This is a genomic window from Erythrobacter sp. KY5 (assembly GCF_003264115.1).
GTDB lineage: Bacteria > Pseudomonadota > Alphaproteobacteria > Sphingomonadales > Sphingomonadaceae > Erythrobacter.
The window spans coordinates 2,319,752-2,335,321 of the sequence record NZ_CP021912.1 but is presented as its reverse complement, the minus strand read 5'-3'; the positions used below and the strand labels follow the sequence as shown (position 1 = coordinate 2,335,321).

Sequence of the window (15,570 nt, the reverse complement as noted above, 5' to 3'; positions counted from 1 at the left end):
CAAGCAGTGTCGAGCGCTTCCGCCCTTGCCTCATTCGTGTGGTTCGTTAAGTGGGGTTGGGGGCAATCAAGACATATGGGATCATCATGAGCCAAAGACCGCTTTCTCCGCACCTCCAGATATGGCGGTGGGGACCGCATATGCTGGTATCAATCCTTCACCGTGTATGCGGCGATGGAATGGCATTGGTCGGCCTTGCCGTCCTCGTCTGGTGGCTGGGCGCGCTTGCGAGCGGGCCCGACGCTTACGAGACATTCCTTTGGGCAGCCGCATCACCGCTTGGCTATGTGGTGCTCGTGGGTCTGACCTGGGCGTTCTTCACGCACATGATGAGCGGGCTGCGCCACTTCGTCCTTGATATCGGAGCGGGCTACGAACTCGACACCAACCGGTTCTGGTCCATCGCATCGCCGATCATCGCGATTGTGCTGACGGTAGCCCTGTGGGGTTACCTGCTGTTCGTAAAGGGAGCGTGAGCCATGGGTAACGGCACTTCCATCGGTAAAGTCCGCGGTCTTGGCTCCTCGCATCATGGAGCGCATCACTGGCTTGCGGCTCGCACCACTGCGATCGGCAACCTTGTCCTGATGACCTGGCTGATTCTCAGCTTCGTTCTGCTCCCAGACTTCAGCTATCAGAGCGTCTCGGGCTGGCTTTCGCAGCCGATTGCCGCTGTCCCGATGATCCTCCTGATCATCAGCGTGTTCTACCACGCCCGGCTCGGCCTCCAGGTCGTGATCGAGGATTATATCCACGAGCCCGGATCGAAATTCGCGCTGCTCTCAGCGCTCAACCTCGCAGCTTTCGGCGGCGGCGCTTTCGCAATCTTCAGCGTTGCCAGCCTCGCACTTACAGGAGCAGCCTGATGGCCAGCACTCCCGCATCTGGCGCCTCTTTCAAGGGCGATTACAAGATTATCGATCACATGTACGACGTGGTTGTCGTGGGTGCTGGCGGCTCGGGCCTTCGTGCGACGACCGGCGCTGCCGAAGCAGGCCTGCGCACCGCGAATATCTCGAAGGTGTTTCCGACCCGTTCGCACACCGTCGCCGCGCAAGGCGGCATCGCGGCGAGCCTCGGCAACAACTCGCCCGATCACTGGCAATGGCACATGTACGATACCGTGAAGGGATCGGACTGGCTGGGCGATCAGGACGCTATCGAATACCTCGTTCGCGAAGCTCCGCAGGCCGTTTACGAGCTGGAGCATGCAGGCGTGCCTTTCAGCCGCAATGAAGACGGCACAATCTACCAGCGACCGTTCGGCGGGCATATGCAGAATATGGGCGAAGGCCCGCCGGTCCAGCGCACCTGCGCTGCCGCTGACCGCACCGGCCACGCAATGCTTCACGCTCTCTATCAGCAGAGCCTCAAATACGATGCCGATTTCTTCATCGAGTACTTCGCGCTCGACCTGATCATGGCGGATGTTGACGGTGTGAAAAAGTGCGTCGGCGTGATGGCGATGTGCCTCGACGATGGCACGATCCACCGCTTCCGCGCACAGAGCGTGGTTCTGGCAACGGGCGGCTATGGTCGCTGTTATTACACCGCCACCTCCGCTCACACCTGCACCGGCGATGGTGGCGGCATGGTGCTGCGCGCCGGGCTCCCGCTGCAGGACATGGAGTTCGTCCAGTTCCACCCGACCGGCATTTACGGCGCAGGCGTGCTCATCACCGAAGGCGCGCGCGGCGAGGGCGGATACCTTACCAACTCCGAAGGCGAGCGCTTCATGGAGCGCTATGCGCCGAGCGCGAAGGACCTCGCCTCGCGCGATGTCGTGTCGCGTTCGATGGCTCTCGAAATGCGTGAGGGGCGCGGGCATGGCGCAGACGGCGACCATATCCACCTGCACCTCGACCACATCGATCCCAAGGTGCTAGCAGAACGGCTGCCGGGCATCACTGAAAGCGGAAAGATCTTCGCGGGCGTCGACCTGACGCGTGAGGCGTTGCCGGTGACGCCGACGGTGCACTACAATATGGGAGGCATTCCGTGCAATTATCACGGACAGGTCGTGACCCTGGGCAAGGATGGCCCGGATACCGTGGTCCCCGGCCTTTATGCCGTGGGCGAAGCGGCTTGTGTGTCGGTCCACGGGGCCAACCGTCTGGGTTCAAACTCACTGATCGACCTCGTCGTGTTCGGCCGTGCAACCGGCCTGCATCTCAAGGACACGCTGAAGCCCGGCGTCAGTCAGCCCGAACTGGCGGCTGACAGCGCGGACTTCGCACTCTCTCGCGTCGATCACTTCCGCTATTCCGAAGGCGGCTCGCCCACCGCGGCTATCCGTGCGGACATGCAGAAGGCGATGCAGAAGCACGCAGCCGTGTTCCGCGATACCGCTTTGATGGACGAAGGCGTCAAGATCCTTGCCGAGCAGAACAAGCGGATGGAAGACATCCACGTCACCGACAAGTCGCTGATCTGGAACTCGGACCTGATCGAGACGCTCGAGCTCGACAATCTGATGAGCCAGGCCAACGTCACCATCGCATCGGCAGCGAACCGCAAGGAAAGCCGCGGAGCGCACGCGCACGAGGACTTCCCAGATCGCAACGATGCCGAATGGATGAAGCACACCATCGCTTGGTTCGAAGGCTGGGGCGGCAATGGCGGCAATATCAAGATCGATTACCGCCCGGTGCACGAATACACGCTCACCGAGGATGCCGAGTACATCAAGCCAAAGGCGCGCGTGTACTAAGCAGCTTCACAGCGACCAAACGCAAAGCGGCGGCCCAATCAGGCCGCCGCTTTTCGGTTCAGCTGACCAATATGTGTGTGCTGGCGCAGGTCAGGCCGCGCGCGGTGTCGTTCCGGCATCGACAGAGCGCGGGAACTTCGCAGGCGTAGTCATTCGCCGACCGAACAACCCTGCCGTAGGGTTGGCGGGCATTTTGACGACGCGATCATCGGTTGTTGCAGGCTTGCCTGAAATACTCATCTGTCTTGTCCTTCGTGCATAATGGCGATCCGAAGGAAGTGCGGGTCGCTTGATGAGCCCTAGATACCTTCGATTTGGTGACACTGAATTGTAGCGATCCGTCAGCTGGCAACAATTGTCGGATGGATACAATGGCGCTTGACGATGGCGGCGGGCTCCGTGACACAGGTGGAGATGGTTTTGCGCACCCTCTCACGTATCACCCTGGTCGCCGCGCTGTGCGCCGCTCCGCTCGCGCTGTCGGCTGAGACGCAGGACGATCCCAATCAGCCTCCCGAGCACACCGAACCGTTTCCCAATATCGGGATCGGTCAGACGCGCGAGGAGATGCTGGAAAGCTTTGCGGAAGCTCCGCAACTGAGGCGCGGAGAGCCTGCGCGCGTTCTCCTGGAACAGCGGCGTCGCCTCGCCCGCTCGCTCGACGCGCTTGCGCCCCAGCGGTCGGGCTCGATCGATGCATATGTCATCAGCGTCGCACTCGACAGTGATCCGGTTTTCGCCCGCGAAGCGCGTGAGGCGGGACGGGTGTTAGGGCGCCGCTATGATGCGGATGACCGCGTCCTGACGCTCGCAGGCCCGGACGGCACGCGCGACGATCTGCCTCGCGGATCGATAGAGAGCTTGCTGGTAAGCCTCGCTCATATCGCGGAGCTCATGGACACCGACGAGGACGTGCTTGTGCTCTACACCACCAGTCACGGTAATGAGCTTGGCCTCGCCTACCACTACGGCGATACAGGATACGGCGTCTTGTCGCCTGCTAGGCTCGCGCAAGTGTTCGAGGAGCTTGGGATCGAGCGGCGCATCCTAATCATCTCTGCGTGTTATTCAGGTGTGTTCGTGCCTGCGCTTTCAGGCCGCGACACTGCGATCCTGACCGCCGCAGCGGCGACGCGCAATTCGTTCGGTTGTGAACCCGAAAACGACTGGACGTTCTACGGCGATGCTCTGGTCAATCGCGCGCTTCGTGAACCGCAACCGCTTGCAGAGGCCGTTCGCGCCGCCGGGAGGACCATCGCAGGATGGGAAAGCGAGCGCCGTTTGCTGGCGTCGCTCCCGCAAAGCGCTTTCGGAGCCGGGGTCGCCGCATGGTTGCCCGCGCTCGAGGCGCGAATGCCCCGAGTGGCTAGCGCTCAGGTTGGCAGGCCAGCGGTGGGCGAATGATTATTCGGCAGGTTCCTCGACCCGCCGCGCATCAAGGATAGTCACCGGATCGGCAAGGATCTGTCCGACCATCATGCCTTCGCCCTTGTCGGGATCAGCGGGAAGGGCGTGAATTGCCGAGACGACATCCATCCCTTCGATGACATAGCCGAACACCGCATAACCATTCTTCCATATCGGGTCGTTTGAACCGGGTTGCGCATCGAGGCCAACCTGGTCGGCCAGCATGATCGAGAAGTCTCCATTGGCGGTACCCGGCTCGCCCATGGCCATCGAAAGCGCCCCGTTGGTGTGGCTGAGGCCGGTTTGCGTCGTAGGCTCGTGCAGGATGCCGGGCAGGATGCGTTCTGGGTCGAACTGGGTACCGCCCTGGATCAGGCCGTTGGGCATAGGTTCGCGCTCCAGCTTCATCGCGCGGTAGAACACCGTCCCGTCGAAGCGGCCTTCGTCGATATAGCGCAGGAAATTGGCGGCGGTGATTGGAGCGCGTTCGGTCTCCAACCGGATTTTTATGTCGCCCATCTCGGTTTCAAGCACGACATCGGTGGTTTCGTAATTGACCTCAGGTTCGGGCGTTGCCGCAATCAGTGGTTCGGTTTGCCTGATTTCGAACTTCATCAGCAGGGTGCGCTGATTTTCGGAAAAGTTGTTGTCCGACACGAGATAAAGGAACGTCTTGCCAAACTGTTCGCGCAGGGCGAGGCCCTCGAAATTGTCGAGGGTCAGCGAAGGCAGCAGACTCGCGATCGTTTCTGTATCGCCCTCGATTGACATGGCCACGATTGCGGCCCGGTTGCCCTGCCCTTCACGATAGCTGCGGAAAAGGATGTAGCACGTCCCATCCGATCCACAGGCCGCGTCGGTCGGTACTCCGCCATGTTCGGCAAGTTCAGGAGGGGGCGTGACCTCGAAAGCGATCTCACCGCCGTCGACGACTATCGAGCAGTTATCCCGATCAGTTCCAGCCCATTCTCCGCATACAAGCAGCCTGTCGCCAAGTTGGGCCAGCGTTTCGATACCGGAATTGCCTTGCGCTCCGAAGAGGATTGACGGCGGGTATTCAAGATCCGCTCCAGCGCCCTCGGCAAGGTTGGAGTAACGCCAGACACGGTGACGGCGTTCGAAGCTTACGAGCCAGTTTCCATCCGCATCACGGGTAATCGCTTCAGCATCGGCGTCTTCCTTGTCACGCAAGCGTCGGCCACGCTCGTCATTCAAGTCGCCGCGAGTGATTGTGAGCACATCGATCAGCCGACCATTAATCTCGTCAGGTTCGATAGTGAGCCACTTGCCGTCATCGCTGACTGCGTAAAGCAAGCCATCATGCCATTCGAGCCCCGAGATACCGCCGATCTTCTCCTCACCCGGTTCGATCACAACCCCGCCGCGATAGATCAGTTCGCCGACTTCGATGTTCTCCGGATCATTCTGTCGAAGTTCCACCGGCTGCGTGATCGCGAAAATCTCGTCCTGCGCGAGGCCGGGCGCGCTCGTCACTGTCGCCAACATGGCACAAATGGCTGTCTTCCAAGTCATTCGTCCGTTCTGATCGACCCTTTGCAGAAGAGCAAGCCGGGAGGCGCGTCATTCATGAAGCAGCAATGTTTACAAGCGTAATCGCTGTGACTACAGACGTAATCAAGCCACCGGTGGAAGAGGGAGGCACGCTTGACCAAGTCCCCTGAGAACAATGCTGACAAGCCAGAACGCATCAGCGAAGCTGAGCATGCCGTTATGGAAGCCCTGTGGGATCGCGGCATCGCCAGCGCAGCGCAGGTATGCGAAGTTGTGTGTGAGAAGCGCGACTGGAGCCTTGCTACGGTCAAGACGCTTCTTTCGCGCCTCGTTCAAAAGGGCGCAATCGAAACGCGCCCCGATGGTCGCCGGTTCCTCTACAGCCCGCTGATCGCTCGCGCAGACTATGTCGGCGGGGAATCGCGCCGTCTGGTCGATCGCCTTTTCGGTGGGAAGGCGGCTTCGCTTGTTGCTCACCTTGCCGAGACAGAAGCTCTCAGTGAGGATGATCTCAGCGAAATCGAGGCTCTGTTGAAGGAGCTGAAGCAATGACCAGCTGGCTCCTAGAAACGCTTGCATGGACGGGCGCCCTCATCGCGCTGGTTCTCGTCCTTCGCCGCCCGGTTACACGCTGGTTCGGCCCACAGGTCGCTTATGCCTTGTGGGCATTGCCCGCGCTCAGGCTCGTTATGCCTCCGATTGAGCTTCCTGCATGGATGCGTCCTGCTGATGCGCCAGCTGTGGGCGAGCCAATGGCCATTAGCGAAACACAATTCGTAATCCTCGACCCCGTCACTCCAGTTGCGACACAAAATGGAGCAGGGCAGTCAGAGGCGGCGGCGTCCGGTCTCGCCACTCAGCTTACCCCGACGCATAGCTTTGACTTTGGACTCTTAGTTGAAGCTGGCATCGCAGTTTGGCTGATCGGCGCCGCCATTTTTCTTTACACGCGCTTTCATGCCTATTTCGCGCTTCGGGACGAACTTCTCGATGGATCAAGCGAAGTAGGCCGCGAAGGCAAGGTCCGTCTTGTCGAAACGCATGGGACCAACTCGCCGCTGGCCTTTGGTGTGATCGACAAGGTAGTTGCACTGCCGCCCGGTTTTCTCGCACAGCCTGACCGACAGGCGCGCGACCTCGCACTGGCGCACGAACTGGCGCACCACAAGGGCCGCGACCTGCTGGTCAACGTTCTCGTACAACCGCTTTTCGCGATGCATTGGTTCACCCCGCTTGGACATTATGGCTGGCTGGCTCTGCGGCGCGACCAGGAAGCGGCATGCGATGCGCGCGTGATGGCGCAGCGTCCGGCTGAGACGCGCTCCGAAACGCGAGAAGCCTACGCAAACCTTATCGTCAGCTTCGCCGCAAGTCCGAGTGTCGCACCCAATCATGCTTTGACCGCGCCGATGGCGTGTCCGGTGCTGGGCGAAAAATCGATAATTCACCGTTTGAGGAGCCTGAAGATGAACGACACTCCAAAAAGCCGGCGCCTGGCCGGACGCCTGATGCTCGGTGCGGCGGTCGTGGCCCTGCCTTTGACGGCGTCAATTTCATACGCTGCGAGCGATGCGTCGCTTCCACCCGTTGCACCTGCGGCACCCAATGCCGTTGCTGCGCCGCCACTTCCCCCGGTTGCGCCTGTCGCGCCTGTCGCGCCTCTGGTTCAGGAGATCGAAGAGATTGACCCTGACATTGACGTAGACGTGGATGTAGATGTCGACGTCTCGGAAAATCCGGAAAATGGAGAGCAGGTCTTCGTTATCCGGACCCAAAGCGACGGCGACAGCCGTGTCCACGTGCAGCGCTGGGTCGAAAAGAGCGAGTGGAGCACCGAAGGCATGAGCGACGCGGAACGCGAGCGCGTCATCATCGAGATGCGTGAGGAACTCGCCGAGGCCAAGAAGGAACTCGATGAGCTGCCCGAAATCCTCGAAGAAGCCATGGCCGAGGTAGAAGCTGCCGAAGAGGAAATGCGCACCGTCATCCGGCTAAGCTGCGACTCTTCGAGCAAGGCGGTGGCGACCACGGTTCGCAATGCCGATGGCACACGCCTTGTACACCTGTGTCAGGCGCGCGTGATGGCGTCAGCTCTTCAAGGATTGAAGCAGGCGCGTGCCGAGATCGCTCGCAGCCGGGACATGACAGCCGAGATGCGCACACGCGTGGTGCGCGAGCTCGATCAGCAGATCGAGCGGTGGGAAGAAAAGTCACGCTGATCAACGCCCATTGACCAGGCGCATGCGCGAGAACCCTTTCTCTCGCGCAAAGGAAGGCCGGCGAGCAACTCGGTTGCGCGTCGGCCTGTCTTATTGCAGCTTTGATCCTCGTCTACTGTCCGTCGTTCTGCTCTGTCGGAAGAACAGGCGGTTCGGTGCGAGGCCGGGCGGGGTAATTGCACCCGCGTTCGCGGCCCACTCCCTTCAGGAATCCGCGACGCACCATACCGGCGGTCACAGCTTGATTGAACTCGCGCCTGCGTTTGTTGGCTCCGGAGACCTCGCGGACAAGGCCGCGGAAGGGGATGAATGAGCCGACAACGCTTTTCGCCAATCGCCCGCCGCTGATCCTGCGCCCTTCCTCGTCCACCATGATATCGAAATCGTCGCCCAGCGCGTTATCGAGCGCAGCGATCTCGGCCATCAGGTGATTGCAGTTGAGCAGCCCTTCTACATCGTACGGATCGGTCGCGGCATCAATCAGGACAGGGGGCAAGTCGTCGCTGTCGATGTTAAAATCTTCCAGCGGCGTGCGAGCCACGTCCATTGCGTCCGGCTCGTCGCGTTGCTGTGCTGCGCCGGGCGAAGCGGCTGCAAGAGCGAGGCCCATTGCTATTCCCGCCGATCCGATTGGCCTAACGAAGCTGCGTAATCTCATCACATGCACGGTCATCCCCCCTAAGTCCGAGTTGCAAAGCTTCCTGACGCTGGCGGCTGGTTCCGTGGGTGAAAGTCTCAGGGTTAGCCCGGCGTCCTGAACGCTGTTGCAGGGTATCATCGCCGATAGCACTGGCCGCGCGCAAGCCCTCTTGCATGTCGCCGGGATCTAGCAGGTTGCGGTTCTTGCCCGCCCATACCCCGGCGTAACAATCAGCCTGCAATTCCATCAGAACGCTGAGCTGATTTGCAGAGCGCGGGTTTGAGGCCTGAAGGCTGCGGATCTGGCCGCTGATCCCGGTGATCGTCTGGATATGGTGGCCAAACTCATGCGCAACTACATAGAGCCGAGCGAAATCGCCGCTCTCACCGGACATTCTGGCCAGCTGGTCGTAAAATCCTGTGTCGATGTAGATCGTCTCGTTTGCAGGGCAGTAGAATGGACCCATACCGGTAGAAGCGGTGCCGCAGGCGGTGTCGAAACGCTGACTGGTCGCGAACCGCAAGGCGGGTTGGCGGAACTCGACATTTTGTGCGGCAAATGTGCTCGCCCAGGTTTCGTTCAGCGATGTGAGCGCAGCGCATGTTTCGTTCGCATATGCGTTCGACGAACAGATCGCGGCTTCGTCTTCGTTTTGCGGCGCCTGCGTAGACACCGAGTTTTGTTGCACGCCTTCGATCATACCGAGGGTCTGGCGCGGATCGACACCGAAAACGACCGCACCGATCAGTGCAATGACGATCCCGACGCACCCAATACCACCGGCTCGCCCGGCACCTCCCGTGGTGCCGACATTGATCTTGCTCGTGTTGAAGGGGTTCAGGCGCATCCTCGTGTCCTTCCAATCAAATATATTCTCGCTGTGTCTTCGTCGCTCAGCTTTTGCTGGACACCAGCAATCTGTGAGGCAAAGACGCTTGTCAATTGAATGGCTGAAACGACGGATTGTGCCCGATGCTCTCGGAAAAACGCGCGCTGGTAACAGGATCGACCTCGGGAATAGGTCTTGCGGTTGCGCGCGCGCTCCATCGTGAAGGGGCTGAGATCATCCTCAACGGACTGGGCGATGAGGGCGAGATAGCGCGATTGTGCGAGGAACTGGGCGCGACCTACAATGGCGCGAACCTCATGGATCCCTCGGCTATTGAGGGAATGATGGAAGAGGTCGGGCCGGTCGACATTCTCGTCAACAATGCCGGGATGCAGCATGTCGCGCCCGTTGAGGACTTTCCGCCGGAAAAATGGGACGCCGTCATTGCGCTCAACCTGTCGGCGGTTTTTCATACCACGCGCCTCGCCGTGCCGGGCATGAAGGCAAAGGGCTGGGGCCGCATCATCAACACCGCAAGCGCTCACTCGCTCGCGGCATCTCCTTTCAAGAGCGCTTATGTTGCCAGCAAGCACGCGATTGCAGGCTTTACGAAGACGATTGCGCTCGAACTGGCGCAGGATGGCGTGACCGCGAACTGCATCAGTCCCGGCTATGTCTGGACGCCTTTGGTCGAAAACCAGATCCCCGACACGATGGCTGCGCGCGGAATGACGCGCGAGCAGGTGATGAATGATGTGCTGTTGGCCAAGCAGCCGACGAAGAAGTTCGTGCAGCCCGAGGAAGTCGGCGCGATGGCGATCTTCCTGTGCAGCGATGCTGCGGCTAATGTCACAGGCGCCAACTGGAGCATCGATGGGGGATGGACGGCCGAATGATGGGGCGCTTATCGGGCCGGGGGCGGCTATTCCTGATTTGTTGTGTCAGCCTGTGCATAGCAGGCTGCGCTCGCGCGCCGATCGCCAGCGTACCCACTGCCGAGCGCGAACTGATTGCAGCCAATTTGATGCGCGATATCGAGGTGCTTGCGAGTCCCGAATTCGGCGGGCGTAAGCCGGGAACCGATGGCGAAGTGCGCACGGTCGAGTTCCTTATCGACGAAATGCAGGCTGCCGGGCTTGTCTCGGGCACGAACGATCCGGGCAGCGCGTGGCGCGCGCCGGTAGAATTGGTGGCAAGCATTCCCGATGCAGGAACAATCGAATTCGAGCGCAATGGCCGCGACATCGTCCCGGAACAGGGGCAGGCCGCCGTTCTCACTTCTGGCAGGCGCGGATTGATCGAGGACGGTGAAATGGTCTTCGTCGGGAGCGAGGCCGATAGCATTGTTGCAGAGGATGTTACCGGCAAGGTCGTGGTGATGCTGGGCGAACCCGGAGTAAGCCCGCGCCGGCGCGCCACTCTTTTCGAAAGCTCGCCCGCTGCGATCATCACCGTGGTCGACGACACCTCCTCCATCGAAGCTGTCAGCCGCGCCTATGGTCGCGAGCGGATCGGCCTTGCGAGCGAAGAGCAAAATCAGGTGAGCGCGTTTGTGACCAATCAAGTGATGCTCGGTTTGCTCGGCGAAGATCGTTGGCAATCCCTCCTCGGCGCGGCGCAGGATGAAAACTTCGTGCCCATTCCCATTTCGGCGACCGCCTCACTCGATGCGAGGAGCCAGCGGCGCGAATTCACCAGCTACAACGTGATCGGCCTGTTGCCCGGGGCGGTGCGTGGGTCGGGTGCGGTCATGTTGCTGGGCCACTGGGATCATCTGGGCGATTGCGCTCCCGATACGCCGGAGCCGATCTGCACCGGCGCGGTCGACAATGCGAGCGGGATCGCCGTGATGCTCGAACTGACCCGCAGGCTGGCTGCGAGCGGACCGCACGATCGGGATATCTATGTTCTCGCCACCAGCGCCGAAGAGTCGGGCTTGCTGGGCGCGAAAGCCTTCATCGCCCAGCCTTCGGTTGCGCTTGAGGACATCGTTGCCGCGTTCAATTTCGACACGGTTGCGATCGCTCCTGCTGGAACCGCGCTGGGTTTCGTCGGCGAAGGGCGAACCGCGCTGGATGAGACGATCAAGCAGACAGCAGCCGAAGCCCGCCGGGAGCTGGGAAACAAGGAATTTGCCGAGCAATTCGTGCGCCGGCAGGATGGTTGGGCCTTTCTCGAAGCAGGAGTGCCGGCGGTCTTCCTCTCCAGCGCCTTCGCTTCGGAAATCGTGCTGGGGCCTTATCTGGCCGATCGCTACCACCGGCCTGGCGACAAGGTCGAAGGTATCGAACTGGGCGGCGCTATAGACGACCTTTTGTTGCACGAAGAGCTTGTGCGCAGGGTAGCAAGTCTGGCTGGCTATCAGCCCGCACCGTGATTCCGGCTCGCGCATTTTGCGATAAGGGTGTATTGGTGTAGTAAGGCAGCAGATGCTTCTAAAGAGGAGACTGCAATGAGCAACCCAGAACGCCTTCCGACTAACGGTGAATTTTCGGGCATGGCTCGCGGTGACGTTCTCGTCCCCGCCGGTGCGGATATCGAAATCTCGGGAATGATCGGCGGGGACGTGATCGTCGAGGCGGGGGCAAAAGCCCACATCTCCGGCATGGTGCGCGGCAAGGTCATCGATTTGGGAGGCGAGGTACGTGTAACCGGAATGACCGGCTGACACCGGCCCGGCGAACTGTCTTCACAGCCCACTAGCGCCTGACCCAAACCCGTCCTACATGGGCGTGCACGAATCGCTCCATCAAAAGAAAGCAGCCGCGTGCACATGGATATTCCCCTTGGTCTTACCTTCGACGACGTTCTTCTGCGACCTGCGGAGAGCAGTGTGTTGCCGAGCATGGCTAACACGCAGACCAAGCTGACGCGCGAGATTGGCCTCAACATCCCCGTACTTTCGAGCGCGATGGATACCGTGACCGAAGCCGACATGGCGATTGTCATGGCTCAACTGGGCGGGATCGGTGTTCTGCATCGCAACCTCGACGTTGAAGAGCAGTGCGCTGCCGTGCGCGCGGTCAAGCGCTTTGAAAGCGGCATGGTCGTCAATCCGATCACCATTTCGCCCGATGCGGTTCTGGGCGATGCTCAGGCCATGATGGAAGCCAACCGGATCAGCGGCATTCCCGTGACCGACGCCGAAGGAAGGCTCTGCGGCATCCTGACCAATCGCGACGTGCGTTTTGCGGAGAACCCGCAGCAGCCCGTGCGCGAACTGATGACTACCGAGAACCTGGCAACGGTCCCACTGGGCACGAGCCAGGAAGATGCGCGCCGCCTGCTGCATCAACGCCGGATCGAAAAACTGCTGGTGGTGGACGATGAATTTCGTTGCATCGGCCTAATCACGGTCAAGGATATCGAGAAGGCGGTGAACTACCCAAGCGCGACCAAGGACACCGCCGGTCGCCTGCGCGTTGCGGCGGCGACGACAGTGGGCGATGCAGGATTCGCGCGTACCGAGGCGCTGGTCGATGCTGAAGTCGATGTCGTCGTGATCGACACTGCGCACGGCCACAACAAGGACGTGTCGAAAGCGGTTGAGCGCGTGAAGAACCTTTCCAACTCGGTACAGGTCATTGCGGGCAACGTCGCGACTGCCGAGGCAACCCGTGCGCTGATTGATGCAGGCGCCGACGCCGTTAAAGTGGGCATCGGCCCCGGCTCGATCTGCACCACCCGCGTTGTCGCAGGCGTCGGCGTTCCGCAGCTCACCGCCATCATGGGCAGCGCTGAAGAAGCAGCCAAGTCGGGCGTGCCCGTCATCGCCGATGGCGGTCTGCGCACTTCGGGTGACGCCGCCAAGGCGCTGGCTGCTGGCGCGTCGACCGTTATGGTCGGTTCTATGCTGGCTGGCACGGCTGAGAGCCCAGGCGAGGTTTTTCTGTATCAGGGCCGTTCCTACAAGGCTTATCGCGGCATGGGCAGCGTTGGCGCAATGGCGCGCGGAAGTGCGGACCGTTATTTCCAGCAGGACGTATCCGCCATGAAGCTGGTGCCTGAAGGTATCGAGGGACAGGTGCCTTTCAAAGGCCCGGCGGCCGACGTGATCCACCAGCTTGTCGGCGGTATCAAGGCGGCAATGGGCTACACCGGCTCTGCCACGATCGAGGACCTCAAGTCCCGCGCCCAGTTCGTGCGCATCACCAACGCAGGTCTTTCGGAGAGCCATGTCCACGATGTCGCGATCACTCGCGAAGCACCGAACTATCCGACGCGATAAGGTGCTGCCGTGATTGAGATCATTCCCTTCATGCTGTTCCTTCTCGCCATTCCCGATGAAGGGCCGGGCGAGATAGAACTGTCGCGCTATCCCGCTCTGTTCGAGACCGAGGCGGAGTGCCGTGAATATGGCGAGCGCGTCGTTCATGCCCGTGTGACGATGGAGCATGAAAACGCAACGTTCTTCCAAGTATTCTGCGAACCCGTGCCGCAAGGCGAGGAATACGAGAACCTTTTCGAAAAGCTTGACGAGAAGCGGAAGCGTTCCAGCGAAGCGCAGGACCAGTGACCCCCGCAGCCCGCGTTCAGGCGGCCATCGAACTGCTCGATGCTATCATCGAAGGCGCGCAAGGGAAGGGCGCGCCCGCTGACCGGTTGATCTCCGAATATTTTAAAGCCCGGCGCTATGCGGGGGCCAAGGATCGGCGCGCCGTGCGCGAGCTTGTGTATCGCGCCGTCAGGCTGTGCGGCCCGGTGCCGTCAGACGGGCGCTCGGCCATGCTGGTTTTAGCTCATGAAGACGAAAGCCTTGCGCCTCTGTTTGACGGCTCAACCCATGGCCCGCGACCGATCGCTGCTGGCGAAACGACGGCTACTACGGGCGTCGCTCCTGCCTGGCTGGTCGATGAGCTTTCGAAGTCGGGTATTGAAGGTGAAGAAGCGCAGGCTCTGCTCGACCGAGCGCCGCTTGATGTTCGGGTGAACACGCTCAAGGCCGATCGGGAAACTCTTGAGTTGCCGGAACAGGGCGAACCGCTTTTGGCGCCCGGCGGCCTTCGCTTTCCCTCAGGCACGCAGGTCGAACAATGGCCCGAATGGCGCGACGGGCTGGTCGAGATACAGGATCACGGAAGCCAGTGGGTTTGCGAGGCGGTGAATGCCAAGCCCGGCGACAAGATAATTGATCTGTGTGCAGGTGCGGGTGGCAAGACCCTCGCACTGGCTGCTCGCCACGCAAATGCCATCAGCCTTATTGCCGCTGACACCGACAAACGCCGCCTCGGCAATCTTGCTCCAAGAGCAGCAAGAGCGGGCGCGCAGATCGATCATACGGTCCTGCTCAATCCGGGCCGCGAAATGGAAGCGCTGGAGGCATGGGAAGGCAAAGCCGATCACGTGCTCATCGATGCGCCCTGTTCAGGCAGCGGCACATGGCGGCGCAATCCTGAAAGCCGCTGGCGGCTGGACGAGGCGGAGCTTGTCCGCCTTACGAAGTTGCAGGCGCATGTTCTTGATATCGCCGCGAAGCTGGCTCGCCCCGGTGGAAGCGTAGTTTTTGTTACCTGTTCGCTGCTCGATGAAGAGGGCGCCGGGCAAGTCGAAGCATTTATGAGCCGCCATCCGGAATGGGAGGCTGAAGGCGTCGATCTGCCCGTCGGACGCAAACGCGGGAACGGGCATCGGCTCACTCCGTACCACGACGGTACGGACGGCTTTTTTGTCGCAAACTTACGTTTCGCATGCTAGCCGTTAACGACTATGGCGAAGCCTCCATCTTCCCGGCTTGCTGACTTCAAGGAGCTCTTCATGCGTTTCGCGCCCGCTGCCGCTGCCCTCTCTCTGGTCTTTGCGACCGTTGCGAGCGTGTCGAGCGCTGGCGAGCTGGAAGCCGATCCGCGCGCTCAGGTTCTGATCGCACAGGGTGAAGCGGCGCTGGAGTCGGGCGACACGCAGGGCGCGATCGATGCATTCGAAGCCGCGCTCGCTGTCGATCCGGATTACACGCCTATCCTTCTCAGCCTTGCCGAAGCGGCGCGTCAGGACGGACTGCAAGGCAAGGCAATCCGCTATTATCGCGAAGCGCTCGCCCGCAATCCCGATTATTTCGCAGCCCTTTCGGGCGAGGGGGAAGCGCTTGTAGAGAAAGGCGCGGTCGACAAGGCGCAGCGCAATCTTGCTCGTCTTGAAAGCATGTGCGGCCAGAGCTGTCCTGAAACACAGGCACTTCAGGCGCGCATCGCTGCCGGCCCGCCCGCGCGCTTCGCGGTGGAGACCGCAGAGGACGGATCCGCTGCCAACTGATTTG

General features: G+C 60.9%; 17 protein-coding genes. 13 read left to right on the top strand and 4 right to left on the bottom strand.

Annotated features, from left to right (window positions below; genetic code table 11):
* Nucleotides 1-86: 86 nt before the first annotated feature.
* Genes sdhC through sdhA form a run of 3 tightly spaced genes read left to right on the top strand, consistent with a single transcriptional unit; the run spans nt 87 to nt 2,710 of the window.
* A complete protein-coding gene (sdhC, locus tag CD351_RS11045; protein WP_111993719.1) occupies nt 87-476 on the top strand; it encodes a succinate dehydrogenase, cytochrome b556 subunit in 390 nt (129 codons plus the stop codon).
* Between the two features lie 3 nt (nt 477-479).
* On the top strand, nt 480-866 hold the full coding sequence (sdhD, locus tag CD351_RS11040; RefSeq protein WP_007164415.1) for a succinate dehydrogenase, hydrophobic membrane anchor protein: 387 nt from the start codon (nt 480-482) through the stop codon (nt 864-866).
* Nucleotides 866-2,710, top strand: coding sequence for a succinate dehydrogenase flavoprotein subunit (gene sdhA / locus CD351_RS11035; RefSeq protein ID WP_111992694.1), 1,845 nt, complete (start codon nt 866-868; stop codon nt 2,708-2,710). The genes sdhD and sdhA overlap by 1 nt, the downstream gene beginning before the upstream one ends.
* A gap of 90 nt (nt 2,711-2,800) precedes the next feature.
* Here the strand turns inward: sdhA and CD351_RS15740 are convergent, their stop codons facing one another.
* Nucleotides 2,801-2,950 carry a hypothetical protein gene (locus tag CD351_RS15740; RefSeq protein WP_162627698.1) on the bottom strand — a complete coding sequence of 50 codons (150 nt, stop codon included), beginning with the start codon at nt 2,948-2,950 and terminating at the stop codon, nt 2,801-2,803.
* A 144-nt stretch (nt 2,951-3,094) separates the two neighbouring features.
* Between CD351_RS15740 and CD351_RS11030 the strand changes: the two genes are divergently transcribed.
* Nucleotides 3,095-4,114: a C13 family peptidase gene (locus CD351_RS11030; protein WP_234027115.1), complete on the top strand. Its 1,020-nt coding sequence runs from the start codon at nt 3,095-3,097 to the stop codon at nt 4,112-4,114.
* Here the strand turns inward: CD351_RS11030 and CD351_RS11025 are convergent, their stop codons facing one another.
* Nucleotides 4,115-5,623 carry an esterase-like activity of phytase family protein gene (locus CD351_RS11025; protein ID WP_162627697.1) on the bottom strand — a complete coding sequence of 503 codons (1,509 nt, stop codon included), beginning with the start codon at nt 5,621-5,623 and terminating at the stop codon, nt 4,115-4,117.
* 159 nt (nt 5,624-5,782) lie between these two features.
* Here CD351_RS11025 and CD351_RS11020 point away from each other — a divergent pair, with 159 nt between their 5' ends.
* Both CD351_RS11020 and CD351_RS11015 read left to right on the top strand, forming a co-directional pair.
* A complete protein-coding gene (locus tag CD351_RS11020) occupies nt 5,783-6,181 on the top strand; it encodes a BlaI/MecI/CopY family transcriptional regulator (RefSeq protein ID WP_111992692.1) in 399 nt (132 codons plus the stop codon).
* Entirely contained in the window at nt 6,178-7,848 is a 1,671-nt protein-coding gene (locus CD351_RS11015; protein ID WP_111992691.1) for a M56 family metallopeptidase, read from the top strand. Before CD351_RS11020 ends, CD351_RS11015 begins: the two co-directional genes overlap by 4 nt.
* Nucleotides 7,849-7,960: 112 nt before the next feature.
* Here the strand turns inward: CD351_RS11015 and CD351_RS11010 are convergent, their stop codons facing one another.
* Nucleotides 7,961-8,458, bottom strand: coding sequence for a hypothetical protein (locus CD351_RS11010; RefSeq protein WP_234027114.1), 498 nt, complete (start codon nt 8,456-8,458; stop codon nt 7,961-7,963).
* A 25-nt stretch (nt 8,459-8,483) separates the two neighbouring features.
* Nucleotides 8,484-9,335: a neutral zinc metallopeptidase gene (locus tag CD351_RS11005; RefSeq protein ID WP_111992690.1), complete on the bottom strand. Its 852-nt coding sequence runs from the start codon at nt 9,333-9,335 to the stop codon at nt 8,484-8,486.
* Nucleotides 9,336-9,460: 125 nt separating this feature from the next.
* On the opposite strand from CD351_RS11005, the gene CD351_RS11000 reads away from it, so the two are divergent.
* The 7 genes from CD351_RS11000 to CD351_RS10970 all read left to right on the top strand — a co-directional run bounded on the left by CD351_RS11000 (nt 9,461) and on the right by CD351_RS10970 (nt 15,566).
* Nucleotides 9,461-10,213: a 3-hydroxybutyrate dehydrogenase gene (locus CD351_RS11000; protein ID WP_174214268.1), complete on the top strand. Its 753-nt coding sequence runs from the start codon at nt 9,461-9,463 to the stop codon at nt 10,211-10,213.
* Nucleotides 10,210-11,694 carry a M20/M25/M40 family metallo-hydrolase gene (locus CD351_RS10995; protein WP_162627696.1) on the top strand — a complete coding sequence of 495 codons (1,485 nt, stop codon included), beginning with the start codon at nt 10,210-10,212 and terminating at the stop codon, nt 11,692-11,694. Before CD351_RS11000 ends, CD351_RS10995 begins: the two co-directional genes overlap by 4 nt.
* 75 nt (nt 11,695-11,769) lie before the next feature.
* On the top strand, nt 11,770-11,985 hold the full coding sequence (locus CD351_RS10990; protein ID WP_111992687.1) for a hypothetical protein: 216 nt from the start codon (nt 11,770-11,772) through the stop codon (nt 11,983-11,985).
* A 105-nt stretch (nt 11,986-12,090) separates the two neighbouring features.
* On the top strand, nt 12,091-13,545 hold the full coding sequence (guaB, locus tag CD351_RS10985) for an IMP dehydrogenase (protein ID WP_111992686.1): 1,455 nt from the start codon (nt 12,091-12,093) through the stop codon (nt 13,543-13,545).
* Nucleotides 13,546-13,554: 9 nt separating this feature from the next.
* The gene (locus CD351_RS10980; protein ID WP_162627695.1) at nt 13,555-13,833 is read left to right on the top strand and encodes a hypothetical protein; all 279 of its coding nucleotides are present in this window, start codon (nt 13,555-13,557) and stop codon (nt 13,831-13,833) included.
* Nucleotides 13,830-15,011, top strand: a complete 1,182-nt coding sequence (locus tag CD351_RS10975; protein WP_111992684.1) for an RsmB/NOP family class I SAM-dependent RNA methyltransferase — start codon at nt 13,830-13,832, stop codon at nt 15,009-15,011. Before CD351_RS10980 ends, CD351_RS10975 begins: the two co-directional genes overlap by 4 nt.
* 60 nt (nt 15,012-15,071) lie before the next feature.
* Entirely contained in the window at nt 15,072-15,566 is a 495-nt protein-coding gene (locus CD351_RS10970; protein WP_234027113.1) for a tetratricopeptide repeat protein, read from the top strand.
* Nucleotides 15,567-15,570 lie beyond the last annotated feature (4 nt).

What these genes read in the sequence shown, in the direction of transcription:
- sdhC (WP_111993719.1), top strand. Translation starts at nt 87, where the DNA reads ATGAGCCAAAGACCGCTTTCTCCGCACCTCCAGATATGGCGGTGGGGA.
- sdhD (WP_007164415.1), top strand. Translation starts at nt 480, where the DNA reads ATGGGTAACGGCACTTCCATCGGTAAAGTCCGCGGTCTTGGCTCCTCG.
- sdhA (WP_111992694.1), top strand. Translation starts at nt 866, where the DNA reads ATGGCCAGCACTCCCGCATCTGGCGCCTCTTTCAAGGGCGATTACAAG.
- CD351_RS15740 (WP_162627698.1), bottom strand. Translation starts at nt 2,950, where the DNA reads ATGAGTATTTCAGGCAAGCCTGCAACAACCGATGATCGCGTCGTCAAA.
- CD351_RS11030 (WP_234027115.1), top strand. Translation starts at nt 3,095, where the DNA reads ATGGCGGCGGGCTCCGTGACACAGGTGGAGATGGTTTTGCGCACCCTC.
- CD351_RS11025 (WP_162627697.1), bottom strand. Translation starts at nt 5,623, where the DNA reads ATGTTGGCGACAGTGACGAGCGCGCCCGGCCTCGCGCAGGACGAGATT.
- CD351_RS11015 (WP_111992691.1), top strand. Translation starts at nt 6,178, where the DNA reads ATGACCAGCTGGCTCCTAGAAACGCTTGCATGGACGGGCGCCCTCATC.
- CD351_RS11010 (WP_234027114.1), bottom strand. Translation starts at nt 8,458, where the DNA reads ATGGGCCTCGCTCTTGCAGCCGCTTCGCCCGGCGCAGCACAGCAACGC.
- CD351_RS11005 (WP_111992690.1), bottom strand. Translation starts at nt 9,335, where the DNA reads ATGCGCCTGAACCCCTTCAACACGAGCAAGATCAATGTCGGCACCACG.
- CD351_RS11000 (WP_174214268.1), top strand. Translation starts at nt 9,461, where the DNA reads ATGCTCTCGGAAAAACGCGCGCTGGTAACAGGATCGACCTCGGGAATA.
- CD351_RS10995 (WP_162627696.1), top strand. Translation starts at nt 10,210, where the DNA reads ATGATGGGGCGCTTATCGGGCCGGGGGCGGCTATTCCTGATTTGTTGT.
- CD351_RS10990 (WP_111992687.1), top strand. Translation starts at nt 11,770, where the DNA reads ATGAGCAACCCAGAACGCCTTCCGACTAACGGTGAATTTTCGGGCATG.
- guaB (WP_111992686.1), top strand. Translation starts at nt 12,091, where the DNA reads ATGGATATTCCCCTTGGTCTTACCTTCGACGACGTTCTTCTGCGACCT.
- CD351_RS10970 (WP_234027113.1), top strand. Translation starts at nt 15,072, where the DNA reads ATGCGTTTCGCGCCCGCTGCCGCTGCCCTCTCTCTGGTCTTTGCGACC.